Here is a 25016-nt window from a genome sequence, read left to right on the forward strand (position 1 = left end):
CGGGGTCGGCACCAGGCGCGGCGCCCGACGCGGCCCCGAGCGCAGCCCCGAGCGCAGCCCCAAGCGCAGCCCCAAGCGCAGCCCCAAGCGCGACGCCGGGTGCGGCTCCGCGCGCGGCCTCCGCCGCCGCGCCGGCACCACGACAATGAGCCCGCGCCGTAACGAGGACGCTGCATGAACCCGTCACGCCTATTCATCGAGCGGCCGGTCGCCACCGCGCTGCTGATGCTCGCGATCCTGCTGTCCGGGCTGGTCGCCTACCGGATGCTGCCGCTGTCGGCGCTGCCCGAGGTCGACTACCCGACCATCCAGGTCACCACGCTGTATCCGGGCGCGAGCCCCGACGTGATGACCTCGGCGGTGACCGCGCCGCTGGAGCGCCAGTTCGGCCAGATGCCGGGGCTCAAGCAGATGTCCTCGTCCTCGTCGGGTGGCGCGTCGGTGATCACGCTGCAGTTCGACCTGACGCTGCCGCTGGACGTCGCCGAGCAGGAGGTGCAGGCCGCCATCAATGCCGGCAGCAATCTGCTGCCGGGCGACCTGCCGATGCCGCCCGTCTACAGCAAGGTCAATCCCGCCGACGCGCCGATCCTGACGCTGGCGATGACCTCGGACACGCTGCCGCTGCCCAAGCTGCAGGACCTGGTCGATACGCGCGTGGCGCAGAAGATTTCCCAGATCCAGGGCGTGGGCCTGGTCACCATCAGCGGCGGCCAGCGCCCGGCCGTGCGCATCCAGGCCAATCCGACCGCGCTGGCCGCGCTCGGCATGTCGATCGACGACCTGCGCACCGCGATCGGCGCGGCCAACGTCAACGGCGCCAAGGGCAGCTTCGATGGCCCGGCGCGCGCCTCGACCATCGACGCCAACGACCAGCTGCGTTCGGCCGACGAATACCGCCAGATCATCATCGGCTACCAGAACGGCGCGCCGATCCGCATCACCGACGTGGCCACCATCGTCGACGGCCCGGAGAACTCGCGGCTGGCGGCCTGGGCCAACGGCAAGCCGGCCATCGTCGTCAACATCCAGCGCCAGCCCGGCGCCAACGTGATCGCGGTGGTCGACCGCATCAAGGCCATGCTGCCGCAGCTGCAGGCCTCGCTGCCGGCCTCGGTCAAGGCCGAGGTGCTGACCGACCGCACCACCACCATCCGCGCCTCTGTGCACGACGTCGAGATCGAGCTGCTGCTGGCGATCGCGCTGGTGGTGATGGTGATCTTCCTGTTCCTGCGCAACGTGCCGGCGACCGTGATCCCCGGCGTGGCGGTGCCGCTGTCGCTGGTCGGCACCTTCGGCGTGATGTACCTGGCCGGCTTCTCGATCAACAACCTGACGCTGATGGCGCTGACCATCGCGACCGGCTTCGTCGTCGACGACGCCATCGTGATGATCGAAAACATCATGCGCTACATCGAGAAGGGCGAGTCGCCGATGGCTGCGGCGCTCAAGGGCTCGAAGCAGATCGGCTTCACCATCATCTCGCTGACCTTCTCGCTGGTGGCGGTGCTGATCCCGCTGCTGTTCATGGGCGATGTGGTGGGCCGGCTGTTCCGCGAGTTCGCGGTGACGCTGGCGGTATCGATCCTGATCTCGGCGGTGGTGTCGCTGACGCTGACGCCGATGATGTGCGCGCGCATGCTGCGCCATGTGCCCGAGGACCAGCTGCCGCGCTTTCATCGCGCCACCGGCACCTTCTTCGATCGCGTGATCGAGCGCTACGGCCGCGCGCTGAACTGGGTGCTGGGGCGGCAGCGGGCGACGCTGCTGGTGGCGATCGGCACGCTGGCGCTGACCGTGGTGCTGTACCTGGCGATTCCGAAGGGCTTCTTCCCGGTGCAGGACACCGGCGTGATCCAGGGCGTCACCGAGGCCTCGCAGAGCATCTCGTTCCAGGCGATGGCGCAGAAGCAGCGCGCGGTCTCCGAGGTGGTGCTGAAGGACCCTGCGGTGCAGAGCGTGTCCGCCTTCATCGGCGTCGACGGCACCAACACGACGATGAACGCCGGCCGCATGCTGATCAACCTGAAGCCCAAGGGCGAGCGCGACGACATCGCGACCGTGACCGAGCGGCTGCAGGCCGCGGTCGAGGAAATGGGCGGCGTTTCGCTGTACATGCAGCCGGTGCAGGACCTGACCATCGAGGACCGCGTCTCGCGCACGCAGTACCAGTTCACGGTGGAAGACCCCGATCCGCAGACGCTGGCGACCTGGGTGCCGAAGCTGGCCGAGCGGCTGAAGGAGGAACCCGAATTCCGCGACGTCGCCTCCGACCAGCAGAACAACGGCTTGCGCGTCTATGTCGACATCGACCGCGACGCGGCCGCGCGCTTCGGCATCACCACCGCGGTGATCGACAGCGCGCTGTACAGCGCCTACGGCCAGCGGCTGGTATCGACGATCTTCACGCAGGCGAGCCAGTACCGCGTGGTGCTGGAAGCGATGCCCGAATTCCGCGACAACCCGCAGGCGGTGGCCGAGCTGCGGCTGCCCTCCTCGTCCGGCGGACAGGTGCCGCTGGGCGCGTTCGCCCGCATCAGCGAGCGCACCGGCCCGCTGGTGATCAACCACCAGGGCCAGTTCCCCGCCGCGACGATCTCGTTCAACCTGGCGCCGGGCGCGTCGCTGGGCCATGCGGTCGACAAGATCAAGCAGGTCGAGCAGGAGATCGGCCTGCCGATCTCGATGCAGACCACCTTCCAGGGCGCGGCGCTGGCCTTCAGCGCGTCGCTGTCGAACACGCTGTGGCTGATCCTGGCCGCGGTGGTCACGATGTACATCGTGCTCGGCGTGCTGTACGAGAGCACCATCCATCCGGTGACGATCCTGTCGACGCTGCCGTCGGCCGGCGTCGGCGCGCTGCTGGCGCTGCTGCTGGCCGGCCATGACCTGGGCATCATCGCGATCATCGGCATCATCCTCCTGATCGGCATCGTCAAGAAGAACGCGATCATGATGATCGACTTCGCGCTGGAGGCCGAGCGCGAGCGCGGCATGGCGCCGCGCGACGCGATCTTCGAGGCGTGCCTGCTGCGCTTCCGGCCGATCCTGATGACGACGATGGCGGCGCTGCTGGCCGCGCTGCCGATGATGCTGGGCACCGGCATCGGCTCCGAGCTGCGCCGGCCGCTGGGCATCACGATGGTGGGCGGCCTGCTGGTCAGCCAGGTGCTGACGCTGTTCACCACGCCGGTGATCTACCTGGCGTTCGACCGGGTCGCCGGCCGGCTCAAGGGCTGGCGGCGCCGCCGCTTCGGCGATCCCGACGCCGACGTCGATGGGGACTTCGGCCCGGGCGGCACGCCGGGGGGTACCCCGGGCGGCATCCCCGGAGCCCCGCCGCCCGTCGACACGCCGAGGGCGCCATGAACCTGTCGGCCATCTTCATCCACCGGCCGGTCGCGACCGCGCTGCTGACGCTGGGCATCCTGCTGGCGGGGCTGGCCGCGCTGCGGATGCTGCCGGTGTCGCCGCTGCCGCAGGTCGACTATCCGACCATCTCGGTGTCGGCCTCGCTGCCGGGCGCGAGCCCCGAGACGATGGCCGCCACCGTGGCGACGCCGCTGGAGCGCGCGCTCGGCTCGATCGCCGGCGTCAACGAAATCACGTCGAGCAGCTCGCTCGGCTCGACGCGGATCGTGCTGCAGTTCGACCTGTCGCGCGACATCGACGGCGCCGCCCGCGACGTGCAGGCAGCGATCAACGCCTCGCGCGCGACGCTGCCGAGCAGCCTGCCGGGCAACCCGACCTACCGCAAGGTCAACCCGTCGGACGCGCCGATCATGATCATCGCGCTGACCTCGCCAACGATGACACGCGGCCAGCTGTACGACGCCGCCTCGACCATCCTCGCGCAGAAGCTGTCGCAGATCGAGGGCGTCGGCCAGGTCACGATCGGCGGCGCCTCGCTGCCGGCGGTGCGGGTCTCGCTCAATCCCACCGCGCTGAACAAGTACGGCATCGCGCTGTCCGACGTGCGCAACGCGATCAGCGCGACCAATGCGAACCGGCCGCTGGGCGTGGTCGAGAACGACAGCAAGGCCTGGCAGATCTACGCCAACGACCAGGCGATGAAGGCGGAAGACTACATGCCGCTGATCATCCGCTATGCGACGCCGGGCAGCTATTCGACCACCACCGCCGGCGCGCTGATCGCCAGCACGTCGAGCGCGACCTCGGGCGGCACGGTGCGCACCACCACCGTCAACGGCGTGACGACCACCACGGTGACCGCGGGCGGCACGACCACCACGACCGTCAACAATGCCAGCGGCAGCAATGGCGCCACCAGCGGGCCGAACGCCTTCGCGGTGCCGGTGCGGCTGTCCGACGTCGCCACCGTGACGGACTCGGTGCAGGACGTGCGCAACGCCGGCTCGGCCAACGGCGAGCCTTCCGTGCTGCTGGTGCTGAACCGCTCGCCGGGCGCCAACATCATCGAGACCGTCGACCGCGTCAACGAGATGCTGCCGACGCTGCGGCAGATGATCCCGGCCGCGATCTCGATGGACGTGATGATGGACCGCACGCCGACCATCCGCGCGTCGCTGCGCGAGGTCGAGCACACGCTGATCATCTCGGTGGCGCTGGTGATCATGGTGGTGTTCCTGTTCCTGCGCAACGTGCGCGCCACGCTGATTCCCAGCGTCGCGGTGCCGGTGTCGCTGATCGGCACCTTCACCGTGATGTACCTGGCCGGCTTCTCGCTGAACAACCTGTCGCTGATGGCGCTGACGATCGCCACCGGCTTCGTCGTCGACGATGCGATCGTCGTGCTGGAGAACATCTCGCGCCATCTGGAGGCCGGCATGCGGCCGGTGCAGGCGGCACTGCGCGGCGCAAGGGAGGTCGGCTTTACCGTGATCTCGATGAGCCTGTCGCTGATCGCGGTGTTCATCCCGCTGCTGCTGATGGGCGGCATCATCGGCCGGCTGTTCCAGGAGTTCGCGATCACGCTGTCGGTGGCGATCCTGGTCTCGCTGGTGGTGTCGTTGACGACCACGCCGATGATGTGCGCGCGGCTGCTGCGCGAGCCGCAGCGGCAGCGCCCGCCTGGTCGCTGGTATCGCGCCAGCGAGCGCGTGTTCACCTGGATCAACGAGCGCTATGCGCGCTCGCTGTCGGTGGCGCTGCGGCACAGCCGCCTGGTCTGGCTGATCCTGCTGGTGACGATCGGCCTGAACGTCTGGCTCTATGTGATCGTGCCGAAAGGGTTCTTCCCGCAGCAGGACACCGGCCGGCTGATCGGCTTCATCCGCGCCGACCAGGCCACCTCGTTCCAGGCGATGCGCCAGAAGCTCGACAGCTTCATCCGCATCGTGCAGTCCGACCCCGCCGTGGTCAACGTGACCGGCTTCACCGGCGGCTCGCAGCGCAATACCGGGCAGATGTTCGTCACGCTCAAGCCGCTGTCGGAACGGACCGAGACCGCCAACGAGGTGATCGCCCGGTTGCGCGGCAAGCTTGCCAGGGAGCCCGGCGCCAGCCTGTTCCTGGTGCCGGTGCAGGACATCCGCATCGGCGGCCGGCAGAGCAGTTCGCAGTACCAGTTCACGCTGCGCTCGGACGACCTCGAGGTGCTGCGCGCCTGGGAGCCCAAGGTCCGCAATGCGCTGTCGAACCTGAAGGAGCTGGAGGACATCGACACCGACACCAACGACAAGGGCCTGCAGACCTCGGTGATCGTCGATCGCGACACCGCGTCGCGGCTCGGCGTCACGATGCAGCAGGTCGATTCGCTGCTGAACGACGCCTTCGGCCAGCGCCTGGTGTCGACGATCTACCATCCGCTGAACCAGTATCGGGTGGTGATGGAGCTCAGTCAGGAGTACCTGCAGGGGCCCAACGCGCTGAAGGACATCTATGTGGTGACCGGCGCGGGCAATCGGGTGCCGCTGTCGGCGTTCGCGCGCGTGGTGCCGACCAGTACGCCGCTGGGCGTCAACCACCAGGGCCAGTTCGCGGCCTCGACGATCTCGTTCAACCTGGCCGAAGGCGTGTCGCTGTCGCAGGCGACCGAGCGCATCCAGCACGAGATGGCCCGCATCGGCGCGCCCGAATCGCTGCAGGCGAATTTCGCCGGCACCGCCAGCGCCTTCCAGGAGTCGCTGCGCAGCCAGCCGCTGCTGATCCTGGCCGCGCTGATCACGATCTATATCGTGCTGGGCGTGCTGTACGAAAGCTACGTGCACCCGCTGACGATCCTGTCGACGCTGCCGTCCGCGGGCGTCGGCGCGCTGCTGGCGCTGCTGGCCTCGGGCACCGAGTTCAGCGTGATCGCGCTGATCGGGGTGATCCTGCTGATCGGCATCGTCAAGAAGAACGCGATCATGATGATCGACTTCGCCATCGATGCCGAACGGCGCGAGGGGCTGACGCCGCGCGAGGCGATCTATCGCGCCTGCCTGCTGCGCTTCCGCCCGATCATGATGACGACGATGGCGGCGCTGCTCGGCGCGGTGCCGCTGGCGCTCGGCCGCGGCGACGGCGCCGAGCTGCGCGCGCCGCTCGGTATCTCGATCGTCGGCGGCCTGCTGGTCAGCCAGCTGCTGACCCTGTACACCACGCCGGTGGTCTACCTGACGCTGGACCGCTGGCGCCTGAAGTGGCAGGCCTGGCGCAACCGCCGCCAGGCCCGTCGCAACAGCGGCGGCGGCGGCGCGCCGTCCGCGCCCACGCCTGCCGGATTCGATTCGTGACGATGACCCAGAAAGCGATGACCCGCCCCTCCTCCCTGCCCCGCTGCGTCGTGATGGCCTGCGCGCTGCTGCTCGGCGCCTGCGCGGTCGGCCCCGACTACCAGCGGCCCGATGCGCCCGTGACGCCCACCTTCAAGGAGGCGCCGGCCGAATGGGGCCAATGGAAGCCCGCCGAGCCGGGCGACGCCAGCCAGCGCGGCGACTGGTGGACCGTGTTCGGCGATCCGCAGCTCGACGCGCTGATGGCGCGCGTGAAGATCTCCAACCAGACCATCGCCGCCGCCGAGGCGCAGTACCGGCAGGCCACCGCGATCCTGCGCGCGGCGCGCTCGGGCTACTTCCCGGTGGTCGGCGCGCAGGCCAGCGTGGACCGCTCGCGCAGCGGCAACGGCAATATCAGCAGCGGGCAGACGGCGACGCTGTCGGCCAGCTGGGAAGTGGACCTGTGGGGCCGCGTGCGGCGCCAGGTCGAAAGCAGCGAGGCCAGCGCGCATGCAAGCGAGGCCGACCTGGCCTCGACGCTGCTGTCGACGCAGGCCACGCTGGCGCAGACCTATTTCCTGCTGCGCGTCGCCGATGCGCAGCAGGCGCTGCTGCAGCGGACCGTGGCCGACTACGAGAAGTCGTTGCAGCTGGTGCGCAACCAGTACCAGGCCGGCATCGCGCAACGCTCTGACGTGCTGCAATCGGAGACGCAGCTCAAGAGCGCGCAGGCGCAGCTGATCGACATCCAGATCGAGCGCGCGCAGTACGAGCATGCGATCGCGGTGCTGACCGGACAGCCGCCGGCCGCGTTCTCGCTGGCGCCGATCGACTTCACCGAGACGGTGCCGCGCGTGCCGGTCGCGGTGCCGTCGCAGCTGCTCGAACGCCGCCCGGACATCGGCGCGGCCGAGCGCCGCATGGCGGCCGCGAACGCGCAGATCGGCGTCGCGCAGGCCGCGTATTACCCGACGCTGAGCCTGTCGGCCGCGGGGGGCTTTACGTCCAGTTCGCTGGAGCGCTGGCTGTCGCTGCCGAACCGGATCTGGTCGTTCGGCCCCGAACTGGCGATGACGCTGCTGGACTTCGGCGCGCGCAGCGCGGCCAAGGAACAGGCCATCGCGGTCTACGACCAGACCGTTGCCAACTACCGCCAGACGGTGCTGACGGCGTTCCAGGAGGTCGAGGACAACCTCGCCGCGGCGCGCCTGCTCGAGCAGGAAGCGGTGGTACAGAACGAGGCGCTGCAGTCCGCGCGCGAGGCGCTGTCGCTGGTCAACAACCGCTATCGCGCGGGTACCGCCGGCCTGCTCGACGTGCTGACGGCGCAGACCGCGGCCTATACCGCCGAGCGCACCGCGCTGTCGATCGCCGGCCGGCAGTTGAGCGCCAGCGTGGTGTTGATCAAGGCGCTGGGCGGCGGCTGGCAGGGGCCGGGGACGGCGGTGGCGAAGGAAGCCGGGGACGGCGCGGCGGTGGCGCGCTGAGCGGTGCGCCGGCGGGATGCCGGCGCCCTTGCCCTCTCCCCCGCCCCTCTCCCGCTTGCGGGAGAGGGGAGAGAACCGGCGTATTCACCCACGCATCGCCAGTTCCAGCGATACCGTGCTCCCCGCTTGCGGGAGAGGGGGTTGGGGGAGAGGGCAAACCCGCCTGCCACCTTGCTGCGCAACTCATCCCCCTGCGCGCCGCCGTGGCGCCGGTTGCGGCAGCGGCTGGTGGCTGACCCGCTCCTGCAGCCATGCGCCGGCCTTGCCGAGCGGACGCTGCTTGTGCCAGACCAGCTCCATCGCCACCGGCCAGTCCTGATCGTCGAAGTCCAGTTCGGGCGAGACGAGTTGCGCGGCGGCCGGCGAATTGGCGGCGACGTGCCACGGCACGAAGGCCCAGCCCAGTTCGCGCTTGACCAGCTCGACGATGACCCAGTGGCTCTCGACCCACCAGACCTCGGCGGCCACGCGCAGGCGCATCTTCTCCTCGCTGTCGCTGCGCACCGCCACCATCAGCTGGCGATGGCGCTTGAGCTCTTCCCAGCCGACCCGCTGCTGCGCCGCCAGCGGATGGTCGGGCGCGCAGATGATCTGCATCGGCACCCAACCGAGCCCGCGGAACGCCAACGCGGGCGGCAACACCTCCTGCCGCCACATCAGGCCCAGGTCCGCGCCGCCCTCCAGCACCAGCCGGCTGACGTCCTCCATTACCGGAAACAGCAGCTCCAGCTCCACCGCAGGAAACCGGTGCGAGAACTCCTCCAGCAGCACGCCCAGCGTCTCCTCGGGATACAGCTCGTCGACCGCCAGCACCAGCCGGCTTTCGACGCCCTCGCCCAAGCTCTTGGCCACGCCGCGGAAATGCTCGCAGCGCTCCAGGATCACGCGGGCCTCGACCAGCAGGCGCTCGCCCGCCGGCGTCAGCGCGGGATAGCGGCCGCTGCGGTCGAACAGCGCGTTGTCGAGATCGATCTCGAGATTGGACACGGCGGTGCTGACCACCGACTGGGCCTTGCCGAGGCGGCGCGCCGCCGCCGAAAACGAGCCGGTCTCGGCCGCGGCGACAAAGGCTTGCAGTTGTTCAAGGGACAGGCTCATGGCAGATGCTCGGCTGGATGCGGATGAAGCGGAGGAAGGCCCCATGGTGCCACAGTTCCGGCGACCCATCTGTATAAGCGATACTTCCCAACTTGTATCTGCTGCTCTACCCGATAGACTCGGCGTCATTGTCTTTCATGGAGCAGCACAATGCGCGGTACGCTCGACAGAATCCGTCACACGGTCGGCTTCGAACTGATCGGCCTGCTGATCTTCGCGCCCCTGGGCAGCTGGGTGTTCGGCTACGCCCTGCACCAGATGGGCGTGATCGCCGCGGTCGCTTCGCTGGTCGCCGCGGTCTGGAACTACGTCTACAACCTGATGTTCGACAAGGCCATGGTGCGGCTGACCGGCTCGGTGCGCAAATCGCCGGCGGTGCGCGTCTGCCATGCGCTGCTGTTCGAGCTGGGCCTGCTGATCGTGTTCCTGCCGTCGGTGGCGTGGTATCTGAAGATCAGCCTGCTCGATGCGCTGCTGATGGATCTGGCGGTGGCCGGCTTCTACGTGGTCTACGCCTTCGTCTACAACTGGGCCTACGACATCGTGTTCCCGGTGCCGGGCCGCGCGGTCCCCGGCGAGGCCTCGGGCAGCGAGCCGGCCTGACCGGCGCGAGGCCAACACAGACGGCATCAACGACAACGCCCCGGCCATCGGCCGGGGCGTTCTGCTTTTTGGCGCCGCCAATGCGCGACGAATCTGCGGGCAAGCCGCGCGCCCTGCGGTGGCGCGCTGTGGTGGCGCGCTGTGGTGGCGCGCTGTGGTGGCGCCCTGGGGTGGCGCGCTGGGGTGGCACGCTGCAAGGGCTCGCTGCGATGACTCTGCTGGCGGCGCGCTCGCGCGATCCCTGCTTCTTGTCCCTGCTTGTTGTCCCTGCTTCTTACTTCTTCTTGTCGTCGGTCAGCACATTGCCGACCACGCCGCCAAGCGCGGCGCCGCCCAGCGTGGCGCCCGGCCCGCCGATCAAGGTCGCGCCCGCGACCCCGCCCACGCCCGCACCGATGGCGGTGTTGCGCTGCTTGGCGGTCATGTCGGCGCAGCCCGCGGTGGCGAGCAGCGTGGCCAGCGCGAACGACAGGGTAAGGGTACGCATCGAGAGCTCCTTGTACGGGCGAGAGGTAGTTCGATTGTGCGGGGGCGTGGCACACGGCAGGCAGACGATGGCCACCTATGTCGGTGTCAGATAAATCCCACATGGGTCGCCGCACCGTTGGCGACGGCGGCGTGGCGCGACACCTTGTCATCGGTGCGCGTTAGACTTCGGGCGCGCCACTGCGAGCCCGACCATGCTGCCGATTCTCATGCCGCTTCTCCTGCCGATCCGCCTGCCGATCCCCCTTCGCCTCTGCGCCTTGCGCCGCCCCTTCGCGGCAGCGCTGCTGCTGTGCCTGAGCCCGCTGGCATGGGCGGCGCGGCCGCTGGTCACCGACGACGCGCGCATCGTCGATCCGCAATCGTGCCAGCTCGAATCGTGGCTGCGCTTCAACCGCGACGGCACGGAGCGCTGGGCGCTGCCGGGCTGCAATTTCACCGGCAACTTTGAATGGACGTTCGGCGGCGCGGTGCAGCGATACGGCGACGGCCCCGGCAACGCGATCACCGATCTGCAGTTCCAGGGCAAGACGGTGCTCAAGCCGGTCGAGACCAACGGCTACGGCGTCGCGCTGACGCTCGGCATGACCGAATACCCGAAGGCCGAGCGGCGCAGGACCCCGGGCGGGCTCTATCTGAATCTGCCGCTGACGGTGTCGATGCGCGACGACCGCCTGCTGCTGCATGCGAACTTCGGCGCCACCCACGATCGCGCCGAACGGCAGACCCGCATGACCTGGGGCGTGGCCGGCGAGGCGGCGGTCAGCGAGCGCTGGGCCATGATCGCCGAGAGCTTCGGCGAAAGCGGAGACAAGCCGTGGATCCAGCTGGGCGCCCGGGTGTGGATCGTGCCGCAGCGCGTCCAGGTCGACATGACCTGGGGCACGCAGCTGAACCAGCCGCGCGAGACGCGCTTTGTTTCGATCGGCCTGCGCCTGCTGTCGCCGAGCTGGGGCAACTGATCCCGGGCTCGCGCTTGCGCACGTCGACGATTTAGTTATACTCCATAACAATTCGTCGACCATCAAGATCGAAAGCGGATCGCCCGTCGCGCGCAGGTCCGCCACAGGAGACACCATGCGCATCGCCATCGCAGGCGGCGGCATCGGCGGGCTGACGCTCGCGCTGCTCTGCCATCGCCACGGCATCGACGCCGAAGTCTGGGAAGCCAGCGAATCCCTGAAGCCCCTCGGCGTCGGCATCAACCTGCTGCCCCATGCGGTCCGCGAACTGGCCGAGCTCGGCCTGCAGCCGGCGCTGGCGCAGATCGCGATCGAGACCAGCTCGCTGTCCTACTACAACAAGTTGGGCCAACGGATCTGGCACGAGCCACGTGGACTCGCCGCGGGGTATCCCTATCCGCAGTTCTCCGTGCATCGCGGCGAGCTGCAGATGCTGCTCTATCGGACCGCGGTGGAAAGGCTCGGCGCCGAGCGCGTGCATACCGGCCATGCCTTCGAGACGGTGCACGACACCGGCGCGCGGCCCGGCTCGCCGGTGCGATTCACGCTGCGCCGGCGCGCCGACGGTGCCGAGGTGCAGGCCAGCGCCGACGTGCTGGTCGGCGCCGACGGCATCCATTCGGCGGTGCGGCGGCAGTTCTATCCGAGCGGCGACGAGCCACGCTTTTCGCGGCGGATGCTGTGGCGCGCGGTCACCGAGGCGCCGCCCTATCTCGATGGCCGCTCGATGTTCATGGCCGGCCACCAGGACCAGAAGTTCGTCGCCTATCCGATCTCCGAGCCGCTGCGACGGCAGGGCCGTTCGCTGATCAACTGGATCGCCGAGCTGCGCGTGCCGGACGACGCGTCGGACACGCCGCCGCGCAGCGACTGGAACCGGCAGGTCGACAAGTCGGTGTTCCGCGAGGCCTTTGCCGGCTGGCGCTGGGACTGGATCGACATTCCGGCGCTGATCGACGGCGCTGCCGCGATCTACGAATTTCCGATGGTCGACAAGGACCCGCTGCCGCGCTGGACCTTCGATCGCGTCACGCTGCTCGGCGACGCTGCGCATCCGATGTACCCGATCGGCTCGAACGGCAGCGCGCAGGCGATCGTCGATGCGCGCCATCTGGTCGACTGCCTGCTCGGCACGCCCGATACCGGTTACGCGCTGCGCGAGTACGAGGCAGAGCGGCTGCCGCGCACGGCGGGCATCGTGCTGCGCAACCGGCTCAACGGTCCCGAGCAGGTCATGCAATTGGCCGAGCAGCGTGCGCCGCAGGGCTTCACCGATATCGAGCAGGTCATTGCGCGCAGCGAACTCGAGGCGATCGCATTGCGCTACAAGCAGTTGGCGGGATTCGATCGCCAGTCCGTGCAGGGCGGCGCCCGCTGACCGCCCGCGCCATCATAAAAAAGGGAGACATTCGATGACACTTCGCCGCACCACGCTTGCGCGCCTCGTTCTGGCGCTCGCCGCCACCGGCGCGCTTGCCGGCCCCGCGCTGGCCGACGTCACCGTCGGCGTCAGCATTTCGTCGACGGGGCCGTCGGCATCGCTGGGCATTCCGCAGAAGCAGTCGCTGGGCCTGCTGCCGCAGCAGATCGCCGGGGAGACGATCCGCTATGTAGTGCTCGACGACGGCTCCGATCCGACCCAGGCGACCAAGGTCGCGCGCCGCTTCGTCAGCGAGGACAAGGTCGACATCATCCTCGGCTCGTCCGCGGTGGCGCCGTCGATTGCCATCGCCGAGGTCGCCGACGAGAGCAAGACCGTGCAGCTGGCGTTCTCGCCGATCGAACTGAAGCCCGGCCGCGGCGAATGGACCTACCGGCTGGCCCAGCCGATCAGGCTGATGGCGGAGGCCGTCGCGGCGACCGCCAAGGCGAAGGGGGTCAAGACGATCGGCTTCATCGGCTTTGCCGACGCCTATGGCGAGACCTGGCTGAAGGAATTCACCACCGCGGCGGCGGCCAACGGCATCCGCGTCGTCGCCACCGAGCGCTACGCGCGCTCGGATACCGCGGTCACCGCGCAAACGCTGAAGCTGATCTCGGCGCGCCCGGACGCGATGCTGATCGCCGGCGCCGGCACCGGCGCCGCCCTGCCCCACACCACGCTGCGCGAGCGCGGCTATCGCGGGCCGATCTACCACACGCACGGCGCCGCCACCAAGGACCTGATCCGCATCGGCGGCAAGGCGGTCGACGGCGCCATCCTGCCGGCCGGACCGGTCATCGTGCCCGAGCAGCTCCCCGCCGACAGCGCGCCGAAGAAGCCGGGCCTCGACTACGTGAGCCGCTACGAGAAGCAGTACGGCCCGGAGAGCCGCACGCAGTTCGGCGCGCATCCCTACGATGCCGGCCTGGTGCTGCAGCGGATCGTGCCGGTCGCGCTGAAGCGGGCCAGACCGGGCACGCCGGAGTTCCGCGCGGCACTGAAGGCGGCGCTCGAAAGCGAGCGCGAGATCGTGGTCTCGCACGGCGTGCTGAACTACACCAGCCAGGACCACTTTGGCTTCGACCAGCGCGGCCGCGTGATGCTGACGATCGACAACGGCAACTGGAAGCTGCTCAAGTGAGCGCCGCATCGGCATTGGCCGGCTTGCCGACGCCGAAGCTCGAGCATGTCGCCGACTTCAGCTTCCGGCTCGATCCGGCGATCGAGGTCGGCGCCAGCGCGGTGGGGCAGCGGCGCGTGATCCCGATTCTCGATGGGGTCGTCGATGGACCGCTGCTGCGCGGCCGTGTGCTGCCCGGCGGCGCCGACTTCCAGCTGGTCCGGCCGGACCTTGGCGACGGCGTCACGGTCGCGGAGATCGAAGCGCGCTATGTCGTGCAGACCGATGACGGCGCCCGGATCTACATCGTCAACGCGGGCCTGCGCAGCGGTCCCGCCGATGTGCTCGCGCGCCTGTCCGCCGGCGAGACGGTCGATCCGTCGCGGATCTACTTCCGCACCGCCCCGCGCTTCGAAACGCAGGCGCCCGCCTATCGCTGGCTGATGCAACACACCTTTGTCGCCACCGGCGCGCGGTTCCCGGACCGCGTGCAGATGCGATACTTCCGCGTCGCCTGAACGGATCGCGGGCTTCGCGTCCGCCATCCCCTGCTCCATGTCCGCTTCGCCGCCCTCCTCGCCGCCCTCGCCCTCGTCCCCTTCTTCCCGGGCCGCGCGCAAGACCCGCGATACGCTCGCGCCCGACCCCGCCACCGAAGCCGGCGGCTTCGATCCGCATCTGCCGGACGTCGACTACGGGGTTCTGGACGGCCTGATCGGCTACGCGATCCGTCGCGCGCAGATCCGGCTCTACGAAGACTTCGTGCGCTCGCTGGCGCCCTGGAACATCACGCCGCCACGCTTCTCGGCACTGGTGCTGATTTCGCGCAATCCGGACCTGAAGCTGACGGACCTGGCCAGGATCATGGGCATTGCGCGTTCGGGCGCCGTGCTGCTGGTCGATGCGCTCGAGGAGATGAAGCTGGTGGCGCGACGGCCGTCGGCCAACGATCGACGGGCGTTCAGCCTGGTGTTGACGGCGGCGGGACGCCGAACGCTGGAGGCGGCAACCCGGGCGGTTTGCGACCACGACGTGAAGATGGCGCGCGCCCTGTCGGAGCAGGAACAGCAGACGCTGAGAGGGCTGTTGGCGCGACTCGGCTGAGGCTCTCGCCTCCCCGACAGCCGCCGGATATCGCGACGCCGCCCGGGGTCGCTGAACCATCGGTTCAAATTCTTTAGCGGCCGCCACGATTAGAACAGCGGCGTCGCAGTGCGGTGGGTAGGCTTCGCTGTCCTGAAGCCCCAGCCAACGTTGCCGTCCATCGTTGGCGTTTCTCCACCCCACCGCCGCGACGACATGTTCCGTATCTTTGCCCAGCCTCGCTCCACCGAAAATCCCGCCGCCTCCCTCCCGGACACCAGTTCAATCCGCTCCGAAGCCCATCCTCAGCCGCATGAGATCGAGCCGTCCCGCATCGATGCCGCGGCCGCCAATGGCGCGCAACACGTGCAACCCACCGGCGCTGTCGAGCACCCGCCGGCGCCCCGTGTGATCGACCTGCTCGATGCCGGCTGGCAGGAGCTCACAAACGCGGTGCATTCGTTGCCGGATACGAGCCGCAAGGCCGAGATCCTGAGCAGCGCGGCACGATGCGGCAAGAAGATCGCGGATGCCCAGTCTGCCGCTGCCCGCATCGAAGCATGGGACCTGCAGCAACACAACGACGTACGTATCACGCGCCAGGAACTGCTGCGGCTGCGTGCGGATATCAAGCAGTGCGCGAAGTCGGTCGGCGATGCGCTGGCCGACCTGGATCAACTGGCCACCGATGTTCGCGACTATCCGGACAACGAGGCGCCCGGCGCCAAGGCCATCCTGTTGCTGGGCATCGCCGGCATCGCCAGCGCACTAGCGATGCTCGTCGTCACGGTCGCCTTCCCTCCTCTCGGTCTCGTGCTGCTCGGAGCGCTCGCTGCCGGGGGCGCGGCGGGGGGCGGCTATCTGATTCACAAGATATGTCAGGCCGCGTCCGCTCACGAGGGCTTCGAAAGAGCAAACAGCGACGTGTCCGGCGCCCTCCGGCAATCGCTCGAACAGGCCAGGGCCCTGGAAGCCCGGTTCAACGACGAATTGCTGCCCGCGTTGATGCGGAACGCGAAGCTCCGATCCACGGAGGACCTGCAGGAATTCTTCGCCGACCAGATGGCGCTGAATCGGTTTGCCAGTTATGGCGATGTCACGAAGCAAAGGGCGGAATGGCGGCGGGATCTGATTGCTCAGTTGCAGGCCGACATTCCAAGGGATCAGTCGGAACTGGTGTATCCGTGCGAGATCGCCAACGAGCGATTGATTCCGCCAGGCTTCGGTGACGGGCTTGCAGGGCTGCCGGTGGAGCAGCAGCAGAAGGAGATCCAGAATCGTCTGCCGGGGGCTGTGGATATCGCCATGGAGAAGATCCACGCGGCCGCCGAGGGCAACGATGACACGTTCGATGCCCTGCTGTATCTGATCACGCAGCGGCCCCGCAGCGCGGTGGAGAACGCGGCGACGATCGCGCTGGCCAGGGCCATTGGACTTCCCGAGGCGATCACGACCGCCGCGGGGCAAAAGATCAACCTCGTGCAGATAGCGTGCGATGAAAGCGGAAGAGCGATCGGCGGCACGATCACCTACAAGCTATACCAGCCGGCGCCCGACATCGGCACCGCGTTGCATATCATGCCGCTGGCGGCCGGCAACATCGTGCCGGCGCCGGAAGATGCCGGTCTTCGTGCTGTCGCGACGTTCGCGTTGGAAGGCCGGAGCATCAAGATCACGTCGCTCAAGTTCAAGGCGACGCTTTCCATCCTTGCAGCCTGCGCCGAAATGTTCGCGCACGAGATCGACCGGTTGGCGCAGTCGGGCGACCCGCGGCATTTTGTGTTTGACGAGAAGCCGTCCAGCAGCAACGTTCCGGTACCCGGCGATCTGTCCGCTGGCGGCGGCTGAGCACTGACGAGCGAGCCCGATCGGCAGACCGGATCGGCTCGACGGCGGTATCGGGGCAATCCATGATTCAAACCTGGGAGGGAACTGCATATGCCATTGGTACCGACAGCATCGACGCACACGGCCAGGCCGCACGATCTCTACGGAACGGACCATCACGACCGGCCACATTCCAATCGACCCGGATATCTGGGCGCCCTGCCGACGGAATTGAAGCTCGCGGTGATCGATGCCGATCCGGACGCCGCGCTTGCCTTGATGGATACCACGCACGAATTCGAGGTGCTGGTTTGCGGCGGACCACTGCGCCCGCTTTTCCAGTACTTCGAACGGTCGCCCGGCCGCCTGCGGTCCTTCTTGCAGGCAGGTATCCGCTCGGGAAAGACGGCCAGCCAATTCGTGCGCCTGGCGACGGTATTCGACGAGGTGACGAGCGCCCCGCCCGAATGCATTCGTTATGCCGCGCGATACCTGGTGGAGTTGGGAATGCTGACTCCACGAATCTACAACGCCATGTGTCCCGAATTCGTGCATCTGCTGTGCGACAAGGACACGTTGACGTTCTCGTTTTCGCGCCGCTTTCCCTTGCTCAGCGAAGGCGAGTTGGCCGAGCATCAAAACATGCTGCAGCCGTACGCCGACGAGCACGCGGTCAATCATGTTTCCGAACTCGATATCGTCCTGCTTCGTATTGCACCCGCGCTCGGTGAAAGAGGACTGCTCGGACTTGCTTTTGAACAGTTGTTCGATCGGGACCGCTTCGGCCGCTTTCTGGTCCCCAACGGATTCGCTGATCGTGAGGAGGCCTACACGTATTCAAGAATCGACTCGGCGGCTCTTGCACAAATGTTGAAGCGGTTCTATTGCGCGCTGGACCTTCGGGTCATCAATTTCGACCGAAGCGCGCGGGATGGTGCCCTCTACCGGACCGCCTTCGGCAGCGCGGGAAGCTCGTCCGCCGGCTGTCAATCCACGGCGTCGCAGTCATCGCCCCGTGTCCGTATTCTTCCCGGGGCAGGCAGGCGTCACACTCGGGACGACCAGCGAATCTGGCTGTTTCAGCTGTTCCGCCAACTCTGAAGCCAACGCACGGAAGCCGGGATCTGGCAGCGCTTCCTCGCCACCATGAGCAGGTGAGTCGGGCATCGGGGTCGCATCGTTGCAGACGACTACGGTACCATGCTGCCCATGCCTGCTCGCCCCCTTCTCGCCCGCAGCATGGTGCCATTCCTGGCGTTTGCCCTGGCAATCGGCGCCGCTGCCAACTCCGAAGCCGCCACCAAGCGGTCCAAGTCAAAGGCCGCCGCTGCCAAGGCAGCGGGGCCCTCGTCGTCGACAAGGGTGGCGGCATCCAAAGCCAGGCTGCTGTCGCTCGCACAGGATCAAACGGGCCTGCCACCGTCCGTGCTGCTGGCGTTGCGGCAGGCGGGCGTACCGCTTTCCGCCACCAGCTTCTACGTCGTCCGCCAAGGCGCGCCGACGGCCACCGCCAGCTGGAACGCCCAGACGCCGATGAACCCGGCCTCGACGATGAAGCTGATCACCACGTTCGCCGGCCTGCAACTGCTGGGCCCGAGCTACCGGTGGCAGACCTCGCTCTATGCGGATCGCGAGCCCGGCGCGGATGGCGTGGTCGGCAACGTCTATCTGCGCGGCCAGGGCGACCCGAAGCTGGTGCCCGAGGAAATGGCCAAGCTGGTCGCCGGGGCGCTGCGCGCGGGCGTGACCACCATTGCAGGCGACATCGTGCTCGATCGCAGCTACTTCCAGAATGGGCTCGACAACGGCGGCACCATCGACGGCGAGACCCATCGCGCCTACAACGTGGCGCCGGACGCGCTGCTGTATTCGTTCAAGACCCTGTCCTTCACGCTGACGCCGGATGCCGCCACGCAAACGGTCGGCGTTTCCGTGACGCCGCCGCTCGCGCAACTGCGCTTGGACAATCGGCTCGCGCTGACCAACGGCCGCTGCGGCGACTGGCGCGCCGGCGCGACGCCGACGCTGTCGCCGCAGACGGACGGCACCGTGGTGGCCGCGTTCGAGGGAAGCTACTCGGCCGATTGCGGCGAGCAGGTGCTGAACTTTGCCGCGCTCAGTCATGACGACTTCATCGGCGGCGGCTTCATCGCGCAATGGCTGGCGGCCGGCGGTACCTTCGCCAGGCCGCCCGCGGTCCGCAGCGGCCGCGTGCCGCGGCCCGCGTTCCGGCTGACGCGCCACTACGGCATGCCGCTGGCCGACATCGTCCGGGACATCAACAAGTACTCCAACAACGTGATGGCGCGCCAGCTGTTCCTGACCGTCGGCGCGGAGATCGATCGCGGCGGCCCGGCCAGCACCGCGCGCTCGGCGGCGGTGATCCGCCGCTGGCTGTCGCACCAGGGCCTCGACATGCCGGGGCTGACGTTGGACAACGGCTCGGGACTGTCGCGGCAGGAACGCATCAGCGCCTACGATCTGGCGCGCCTGCTGCAACAGGCGCTGGCGAGCGAGGCGGCGCCGATCTTCGTGAACTCGCTGCCGGTGCTGGGCGTGGACGGCACGCTGCGCAACCGGTTGACGCGCAGCAGCGCGGCCGGGCATGGCTATCTGAAGACCGGCACGCTGGCCGATGTGCGGGCCATCGCAGGCTATGTCGATGCGGCCGACGGCGGACGCTATGTCGTCGTCAGCCTGATCAACCATCCGAATGCATCGCAGGCGCAGCAGGCGCATGACGCGCTGCTGGAGTGGGTGTATCGGGGCGCGCCGGCGTCCGCGGCGCATTGACGGTCCAAAGCACTAACGAACGGTCTGGAGCACCAACGGTCTGGAGCACCAACGGACCACGGCACTGACGCATTGACGCACTGACGCATCGACGCATTCCCACACTAAGGCATTCACGCACCGGCGCACCAGCGCGCCGCCACCGGCCGCCCAGCGCTAGTCCTGGAACGCGGCGGCGGCACGCTGCAGACGGTCCCGTACGCCCGCCCACTCGTGCCCCTCGGGCAGGGGCTCGACGTACAGCCGGGCGAAGCCTTCCTTGTCGAGCCGGCGCAGCAGCCGGTACAGCTCCCGCGCATAGGCCCTGGCATCCGCCGGGGCCTGCACCCACACGCAGCGGGGATCGTCCGCCGGCGCGGCGGCGACCCAGGCCACGCGGGCATCGGCCGGCAGCGTGGCGAGGTCGCGTGCGAGCGCACGCGTATCGGCCAGATACAGAGGCGTGCGCGGCGCGTAGTGGGCCTTCAGCGTGCCGGAGGCTCGCGGCGCGGCCGCATCGGGCGGCAGCGGCGCGGTGCCGAGCACGTCGGCCATCATCGCCGGCGTGATCGCGCCCGGGCGCAGCAGCACCGGGCCGACGCCCTGGTCAAGCCGCGACAGGTCGACGATGGTCGATTCGATGCCGACCTCGACGCCATCGCCCTCGAGCACATAGACGCTGTCGCCGAATTCCTCGCGCACATGCTGCGCGGTCGTGGGGCTGACCTGGCCGAACTTGTTGGCCGACGGCGCCGCGATGCCGCCGCGGCCGCGCTTGAAGCGCGACAGCAGCGCCTGCGCGACCGGATGCGAGGGGCAGCGCAGGCCGATGCTGTCCTGCCCGCCGGCGACATCGGCGGGGATATGCGCGGCACGCTTCAGGATCAGCGTCAGCGGCCCGGGCCAGAAGGCATCGATCAGGCGCTGCGCGGCCTCCGGTACCTCGTCGGTCCAATGGCCGATGTCGGCGCCGTCGACCACGTGAACGATGATCGGATGGTTGGACGGCCGTCCCTTGGCCGCGAAGATGCGCGCCACCGCCTCCGGGTTCTCGGCATCGGCGCCGAGGCCATAGACGGTTTCGGTCGGAAACGCGACCAGCTGCCCGGCCTCGAGCAGGCGCGCGGCCTCGTCGAGTTCGGCGGCGGTCGGCATGCGGGAGGCATCGGAAGCGGCGGCCATCGTCATCACCCTGTGCAGGAAATCAGGGCGCGATATGCAGGATCTGCAGCGCCGCGTCGAAGGCGCGCTGCGCGTCTTCGGCACGCTCGCCGATGCAGTTGACGTGGCCCATCTTGCGTCCGGGCCGCGCATCGCTCTTGCCGTACAGATGCAGCTTGGCGCCGGGCTGGCCAACCACCGCATCCCACGCCGGCTCGCGCTCGAGCCCGTATTCGTACCAGACGTCGCCCAGCAGGTTCAGCATCTTGCCGGCCGAATGCTGGCGGGTGCTGCCCAGCGGCAGCCGGGCCATCGCCCGCACCTGCTGCTCGAACTGGCTCGTCTCGCACGCATCCATCGTGATATGGCCGGAGTTGTGCGGGCGCGGCGCCATCTCGTTGGCGACCAGGCTGCCGTCCTGCAGCACGAAGAACTCGATGCACAGCACGCCGACATAGCCCATCTCGCCGGCGATGGTCGCCGCGGCGGCACGCGCGCGGTCGGCGATCTCGGCCGACACCTGGCGCGACGGCATCACCGTCGAGAACAGGATGCCGTCGCGATGGACGTTCTCGGCCAGCGGCCATGTCGCGGTCGCGCCGTCGACGCCGCGCGCGGCCAGCACGGAGACCTCATAGGCCAGCGGCAGCATCTGCTCCAGCACGCACGGCACATGCTGCATCGCGTTCCAGGCGGCGCGCACGTCCTCGCGGGTCTTGACGCGGGCCTGGCCCTTGCCGTCGTAGCCCATGCGCGCGGTCTTCAGGATGCCCGGCAGCAACTGTTCGGGCAGCTGGTCGATATCGGCATCGTGCTGGATCACCCAGTGCGGGGCCGGCGGCACGCCGGTGCGCTCGGCGCAGGCGGCGAAGAACTTCTTCTCGCCGATGCGGTTCTGCGCGATCGACACGCAGTGGCCGCGCGGCGCGACGAACGCGCCGAGCTGCTCCAGCCGCTCCAGCGACATCGACGGCACGTTCTCGAATTCGGTGGAGACCGCCTGGCACAGCTTCGCCATCTCGGCCAGCGCGGCCTCGTCGGTGTAGGCCGCGCAGATATGCCTGTCGGCGACCGCGCCGGCCGGGCTGTCCTGGTCGGGATCGAGCACGCAGACCTTGTAGCCCATCGCCTGGGCGGCGTGGGTGAACATCCGGCCCAGCTGGCCGCCGCCGAGCATGCCGAGCCAGGCGCCGGGCAGGATCGGCGCGTTCGGGCCGCCGACGCCGAATTCGGCGCGCGACTCCGGCGTGTGCGCTTCGATCAGATGGGGATGGATATCGGTGGGCATGCTCGTGCGGATTCCAGGGGAACGGTTCGCGGCCGCCGGCGACGGCCGCGGGGCGTGATTCAGCGAGTCGGCAAATCAGTGAATCGGTGACTCAGTCAATCGGAGAAGCGGATCGGCGTCGGGCGCTCACAGCGGCAAGGTCATCGCCCGCGCCGCTTCGGTCTGGCGCGTGCGGAACGCTTCCAGCGCCGCGGCCAGCGCGTCGTCGGTGGCCGCCAGCGTGGCGATCGCGTGCAGCGCGGCATTGGCCGCGCCCGCCTCGCCGATCGCGAAGGTGGCGACCGGCACGCCCTTGGGCATCTGCACGATCGACAGCAGCGAATCCTCGCCGCGCAGGTATTTGGACGGCACCGGCACGCCGAACACCGGCACGATGGTCTTGGCCGCGATCATGCCCGGCAGGTGCGCGGCACCGCCGGCGCCGGCGATGATCGCGCGCAGTCCGCGCGCGCGCGCCGTCTCGGCGTAGCGGAACATCTCGTCGGCCATCCGGTGCGCCGATACCACCTGGGCCTCGAACGGGACGCCGAAATCCTTCAGCATCGCCACGGCGTGCTGCATCACGTCCCAGTCCGAGCTGCTGCCCATCACGACGCCGACCAGCGGCTTGTTTGTCTGGCTCACTTCCAATCCTTGCTTGCGTGGCGTGCCGGCGGCCGCCCGGTTATTGCAGTTCCTGCCCGGTCAGCCGGGTCAGCGCCTCGCGGTACTTGGCCGCGGTCTTCTCGATCACGTCGGCCGGCAGGGCCGGCGCCGGCGCGGTCTTCGGCCACGGCTTGCCGTCGATGCGCACCGCCTCGAGCCAGTCGCGCACGAACTGCTTGTCGAACGACGGCGGGTTGGTGCCCACCTGGTAGGAGTCGGCCGGCCAGAAGCGCGACGAATCGGCGGTCAGCACCTCGTCCATCAGCGTCAGCGTGCCGTTCTCGTCCAGGCCGAACTCGAACTTCGTGTCGGCGATGATGATGCCGCGCGTGGCGGCGTAGTCGGCCGCTTCCTTGTACAGGCGGATCGAGATGTCGCGCATCTGCGCGGCCAGCTCCTTGCCGATGCGCGCCTCGACCTCGGCGAAGCTGATGTTCTCGTCGTGCTCGCCCATCTCGGCCTTGGCCGCCGGCGTGAAGATCGGCTCGGGCAGCTTCTGCGCGTTCCGCAGGCCCGCCGGCAGCTCGATGCCGCAGACGCGGCCGGTCGCCTGGTAATCCTTCCAGCCGGAACCGGCCAGATAGCCGCGCACCACGGCCTCGACCAGGATCGGCTTCAGACGCTTGACCACCACCGCGCGGCCGCGCACCTGCGCGACTTCGTCCGGCTGCACCACGGTCTCGGCGGCGATGCCGGTCTCGTGGTTCGGCACGATATGGGCCAGCTTCCGGAACCAGAAGTTGGCCATCTGGTTCAGCACGCGGCCCTTGCCCGGGATCGGCTCGCCGAGGATCACGTCGAACGCCGACAGGCGATCGGTCGTCACGATCAGCAGCTTGTCGTCGCCGACGGCATAGTTGTCGCGCACCTTGCCATGGCCGAGCAGCGGCAGCGAGCGGATGGAGGACTGATAGAGAGCGTCAGACATAGAAATAGGTCGGCGAGCCGGAGAGAGGGAGAAACAATGAGGGGCTTCGTGCAGTCGCGAAGCCCCATCGGTCGATGCACTGGCCACGCCATGGCGTCGGCCATGGCCCGGCCCTCATGCGCTGAAGGCCGGGCCGCGACGGCTCAATGCACCGCTTGCCGCATGGCCTGATGCACGGCTTACTGCACCACCTGCGACAGCTTGCCCGACTTGTACTGCTCGGCGATGTCCTTCAGCGCGATCGGCTTGATCTTGCCGGCCTGGCCTTCGCAGCCGAACGCGACATAGCGCGCCTTGCAGACCTGCTTGGCGGCCTCGCGGGCCGGCTTCAGGTATTCGCGCGGGTCGAACTTGCTCGGGTTCTCGACGAAGAAGCGGCGGATCGCGCCGGTCATGGCCAGACGGATATCGGTGTCGATATTGATCTTGCGCACGCCGTACTTGATCGCTTCCTGGATTTCCTCGACCGGCACGCCGTAGGTTTCCTTCATGTCGCCGCCGAACTTGCGGATTTCTTCCAGCAGTTCCTGCGGGACCGACGACGAGCCGTGCATCACCAGATGGGTGTTGGGGATGCGGGCGTGGATTTCCTTGATGCGGCTGATCGCCAGGATGTCGCCGGTCGGCTTGCGGGTGAACTTGTATGCGCCGTGCGAGGTGCCGATGGCGATCGCCAGCGCGTCCAGCTGGGTCGCCTTGACGAAGTCGGCGGCCTGCTCGGGGTCGGTCAGCAGCATCGAGTGGTCGAGCTTGCCTTCGGCGCCGATGCCGTCTTCCTCGCCGGCCTCACCGGTTTCCAGCGAGCCCAGGCAGCCCAGTTCGCCCTCGACGGTCACGCCGACGGCGTGGGCCATCTGGACGACCTTGCGGGTCACCTCGACGTTGTACTCGTACTCGGCCGGCGTCTTGCCGTCTTCGCGCAGCGAGCCGTCCATCATCACCGACGAGAAGCCCAGGTCGATCGCGCCCTGGCAGATCGCCGGCGACTGGCCGTGGTCCTGGTGCATCACGACCGGGATGTGCGGATAGGCTTCGACCGCGGCCTCGATCAGGTGGCGCAGGAAGTGTTCGCCGGCATATTTGCGGGCGCCCGCGGAAGCCTGCATGATCACCGGCGCATTCACTTCGTCGGCGGCCTGCATGATGGCCTGGACCTGCTCCAGGTTGTTGACGTTGAATGCCGGCAGACCGTAGCCGTTCTCGGCGGCGTGGTCGAGCAACTGGCGCATCGAAACGAGTGGCATGTCAGACTCCTAAGAAAAGAATGGGGTTCTCGGTATTGGGATGTTCTTCGGGCTGCCGGGCTGTCGCCACGGTCCGCCGCTATCGTGGCAAGTTTCCGTGGGGCGCGGCACCGGGCTGTGTTCCCCAGCGCACCGTGCTCGCCATCATGGTTTGCGTCATGGTTCGCGTCATCGGCATCGCCTCCCGCTTGATGGTCGGCCTTGTGGTC

19 protein-coding genes are annotated in these 25016 nt (G+C 68.4%); 12 read left to right on the plus strand and 7 right to left on the minus strand.

The window, feature by feature from the left end; genetic code table 11:
• The first annotated feature begins 174 nt into the window (after positions 1-174).
• From F1599_RS12285 to F1599_RS12295, 3 genes are read left to right on the plus strand one after another with little or no spacing between them, the layout of a single operon-like run.
• Positions 175-3369 (plus strand): MdtB/MuxB family multidrug efflux RND transporter permease subunit, encoded by a 3195-nt coding sequence (locus F1599_RS12285; protein WP_150083290.1) that lies wholly within the window; start codon positions 175-177, stop codon positions 3367-3369.
• Positions 3366-6698 (plus strand): efflux RND transporter permease subunit, encoded by a 3333-nt coding sequence (locus F1599_RS12290; RefSeq protein ID WP_150083291.1) that lies wholly within the window; start codon positions 3366-3368, stop codon positions 6696-6698. Before F1599_RS12285 ends, F1599_RS12290 begins: the two co-directional genes overlap by 4 nt.
• Before the next feature lie 17 nt (positions 6699-6715).
• On the plus strand, positions 6716-8167 hold the full coding sequence (locus F1599_RS12295; RefSeq protein ID WP_223819611.1) for an efflux transporter outer membrane subunit: 1452 nt from the start codon (positions 6716-6718) through the stop codon (positions 8165-8167).
• 183 nt (positions 8168-8350) lie between these two features.
• On the opposite strand, the gene F1599_RS12300 is transcribed toward F1599_RS12295, so the two are convergent.
• Positions 8351-9265, minus strand: coding sequence for a LysR family transcriptional regulator (locus F1599_RS12300; RefSeq protein WP_149316842.1), 915 nt, complete (start codon positions 9263-9265; stop codon positions 8351-8353).
• Between the two features lie 150 nt (positions 9266-9415).
• On the opposite strand from F1599_RS12300, the gene F1599_RS12305 reads away from it, so the two are divergent.
• Positions 9416-9868: a PACE efflux transporter gene (locus tag F1599_RS12305; RefSeq protein WP_150083293.1), complete on the plus strand. Its 453-nt coding sequence runs from the start codon at positions 9416-9418 to the stop codon at positions 9866-9868.
• Positions 9869-10142: 274 nt separating this feature from the next.
• On the opposite strand, the gene F1599_RS12310 is transcribed toward F1599_RS12305, so the two are convergent.
• On the minus strand, positions 10143-10355 hold the full coding sequence (locus F1599_RS12310) for a glycine zipper 2TM domain-containing protein (protein ID WP_006579879.1): 213 nt from the start codon (positions 10353-10355) through the stop codon (positions 10143-10145).
• A 208-nt stretch (positions 10356-10563) separates the two neighbouring features.
• Here F1599_RS12310 and F1599_RS12315 point away from each other — a divergent pair, with 208 nt between their 5' ends.
• The 8 genes from F1599_RS12315 (at position 10564) to dacB (ending at position 19562) form a co-directional block, all read left to right on the plus strand.
• Positions 10564-11316, plus strand: a complete 753-nt coding sequence (locus tag F1599_RS12315; protein ID WP_150083294.1) for a hypothetical protein — start codon at positions 10564-10566, stop codon at positions 11314-11316.
• Positions 11317-11431: 115 nt separating this feature from the next.
• Positions 11432-12694 carry a flavin-dependent oxidoreductase gene (locus F1599_RS12320; RefSeq protein WP_150083295.1) on the plus strand — a complete coding sequence of 421 codons (1263 nt, stop codon included), beginning with the start codon at positions 11432-11434 and terminating at the stop codon, positions 12692-12694.
• A 34-nt stretch (positions 12695-12728) separates the two neighbouring features.
• Entirely contained in the window at positions 12729-13880 is a 1152-nt protein-coding gene (locus F1599_RS12325; RefSeq protein WP_150083296.1) for an ABC transporter substrate-binding protein, read from the plus strand.
• The gene (locus F1599_RS12330; protein ID WP_150083297.1) at positions 13877-14377 is read left to right on the plus strand and encodes a DUF3237 domain-containing protein; all 501 of its coding nucleotides are present in this window, start codon (positions 13877-13879) and stop codon (positions 14375-14377) included. The genes F1599_RS12325 and F1599_RS12330 overlap by 4 nt, the downstream gene beginning before the upstream one ends.
• Before the next feature lie 37 nt (positions 14378-14414).
• Complete coding sequence (locus F1599_RS12335; RefSeq protein WP_149316836.1) at positions 14415-14963, plus strand: MarR family winged helix-turn-helix transcriptional regulator; 549 nt, start codon at positions 14415-14417, stop codon at positions 14961-14963.
• A 195-nt stretch (positions 14964-15158) separates the two neighbouring features.
• Positions 15159-16790: a hypothetical protein gene (locus F1599_RS12340; protein WP_150083298.1), complete on the plus strand. Its 1632-nt coding sequence runs from the start codon at positions 15159-15161 to the stop codon at positions 16788-16790.
• Between the two features lie 90 nt (positions 16791-16880).
• Positions 16881-17870 (plus strand): hypothetical protein, encoded by a 990-nt coding sequence (locus F1599_RS12345; RefSeq protein ID WP_149316834.1) that lies wholly within the window; start codon positions 16881-16883, stop codon positions 17868-17870.
• Positions 17871-17969: 99 nt separating this feature from the next.
• The gene (gene dacB / locus F1599_RS12350) at positions 17970-19562 is read left to right on the plus strand and encodes a D-alanyl-D-alanine carboxypeptidase/D-alanyl-D-alanine endopeptidase (protein ID WP_150083299.1); all 1593 of its coding nucleotides are present in this window, start codon (positions 17970-17972) and stop codon (positions 19560-19562) included.
• A gap of 156 nt (positions 19563-19718) precedes the next feature.
• On the opposite strand, the gene F1599_RS12355 is transcribed toward dacB, so the two are convergent.
• The 5 genes from F1599_RS12355 to fba all read right to left on the minus strand — a co-directional run bounded on the left by F1599_RS12355 (position 19719) and on the right by fba (position 24807).
• Complete coding sequence (locus F1599_RS12355; RefSeq protein WP_149317097.1) at positions 19719-20696, minus strand: L-threonylcarbamoyladenylate synthase; 978 nt, start codon at positions 20694-20696, stop codon at positions 19719-19721.
• 49 nt (positions 20697-20745) lie between these two features.
• Positions 20746-21990, minus strand: a complete 1245-nt coding sequence (locus tag F1599_RS12360) for a 5-(carboxyamino)imidazole ribonucleotide synthase (RefSeq protein WP_150083300.1) — start codon at positions 21988-21990, stop codon at positions 20746-20748.
• Between the two features lie 126 nt (positions 21991-22116).
• Positions 22117-22614 carry a 5-(carboxyamino)imidazole ribonucleotide mutase gene (gene purE, locus F1599_RS12365; protein ID WP_149316831.1) on the minus strand — a complete coding sequence of 166 codons (498 nt, stop codon included), beginning with the start codon at positions 22612-22614 and terminating at the stop codon, positions 22117-22119.
• 40 nt (positions 22615-22654) lie between these two features.
• Positions 22655-23563, minus strand: coding sequence for a phosphoribosylaminoimidazolesuccinocarboxamide synthase (locus F1599_RS12370; RefSeq protein WP_150083301.1), 909 nt, complete (start codon positions 23561-23563; stop codon positions 22655-22657).
• 179 nt (positions 23564-23742) lie between these two features.
• Positions 23743-24807 (minus strand): class II fructose-bisphosphate aldolase, encoded by a 1065-nt coding sequence (gene fba, locus F1599_RS12375; RefSeq protein WP_149316829.1) that lies wholly within the window; start codon positions 24805-24807, stop codon positions 23743-23745.
• Between the last annotated feature and the right edge of the window lie 209 nt (positions 24808-25016).

The sequence above is a fragment of the Cupriavidus cauae genome, assembly GCF_008632125.1.
Lineage (GTDB): Bacteria > Pseudomonadota > Gammaproteobacteria > Burkholderiales > Burkholderiaceae > Cupriavidus > Cupriavidus cauae.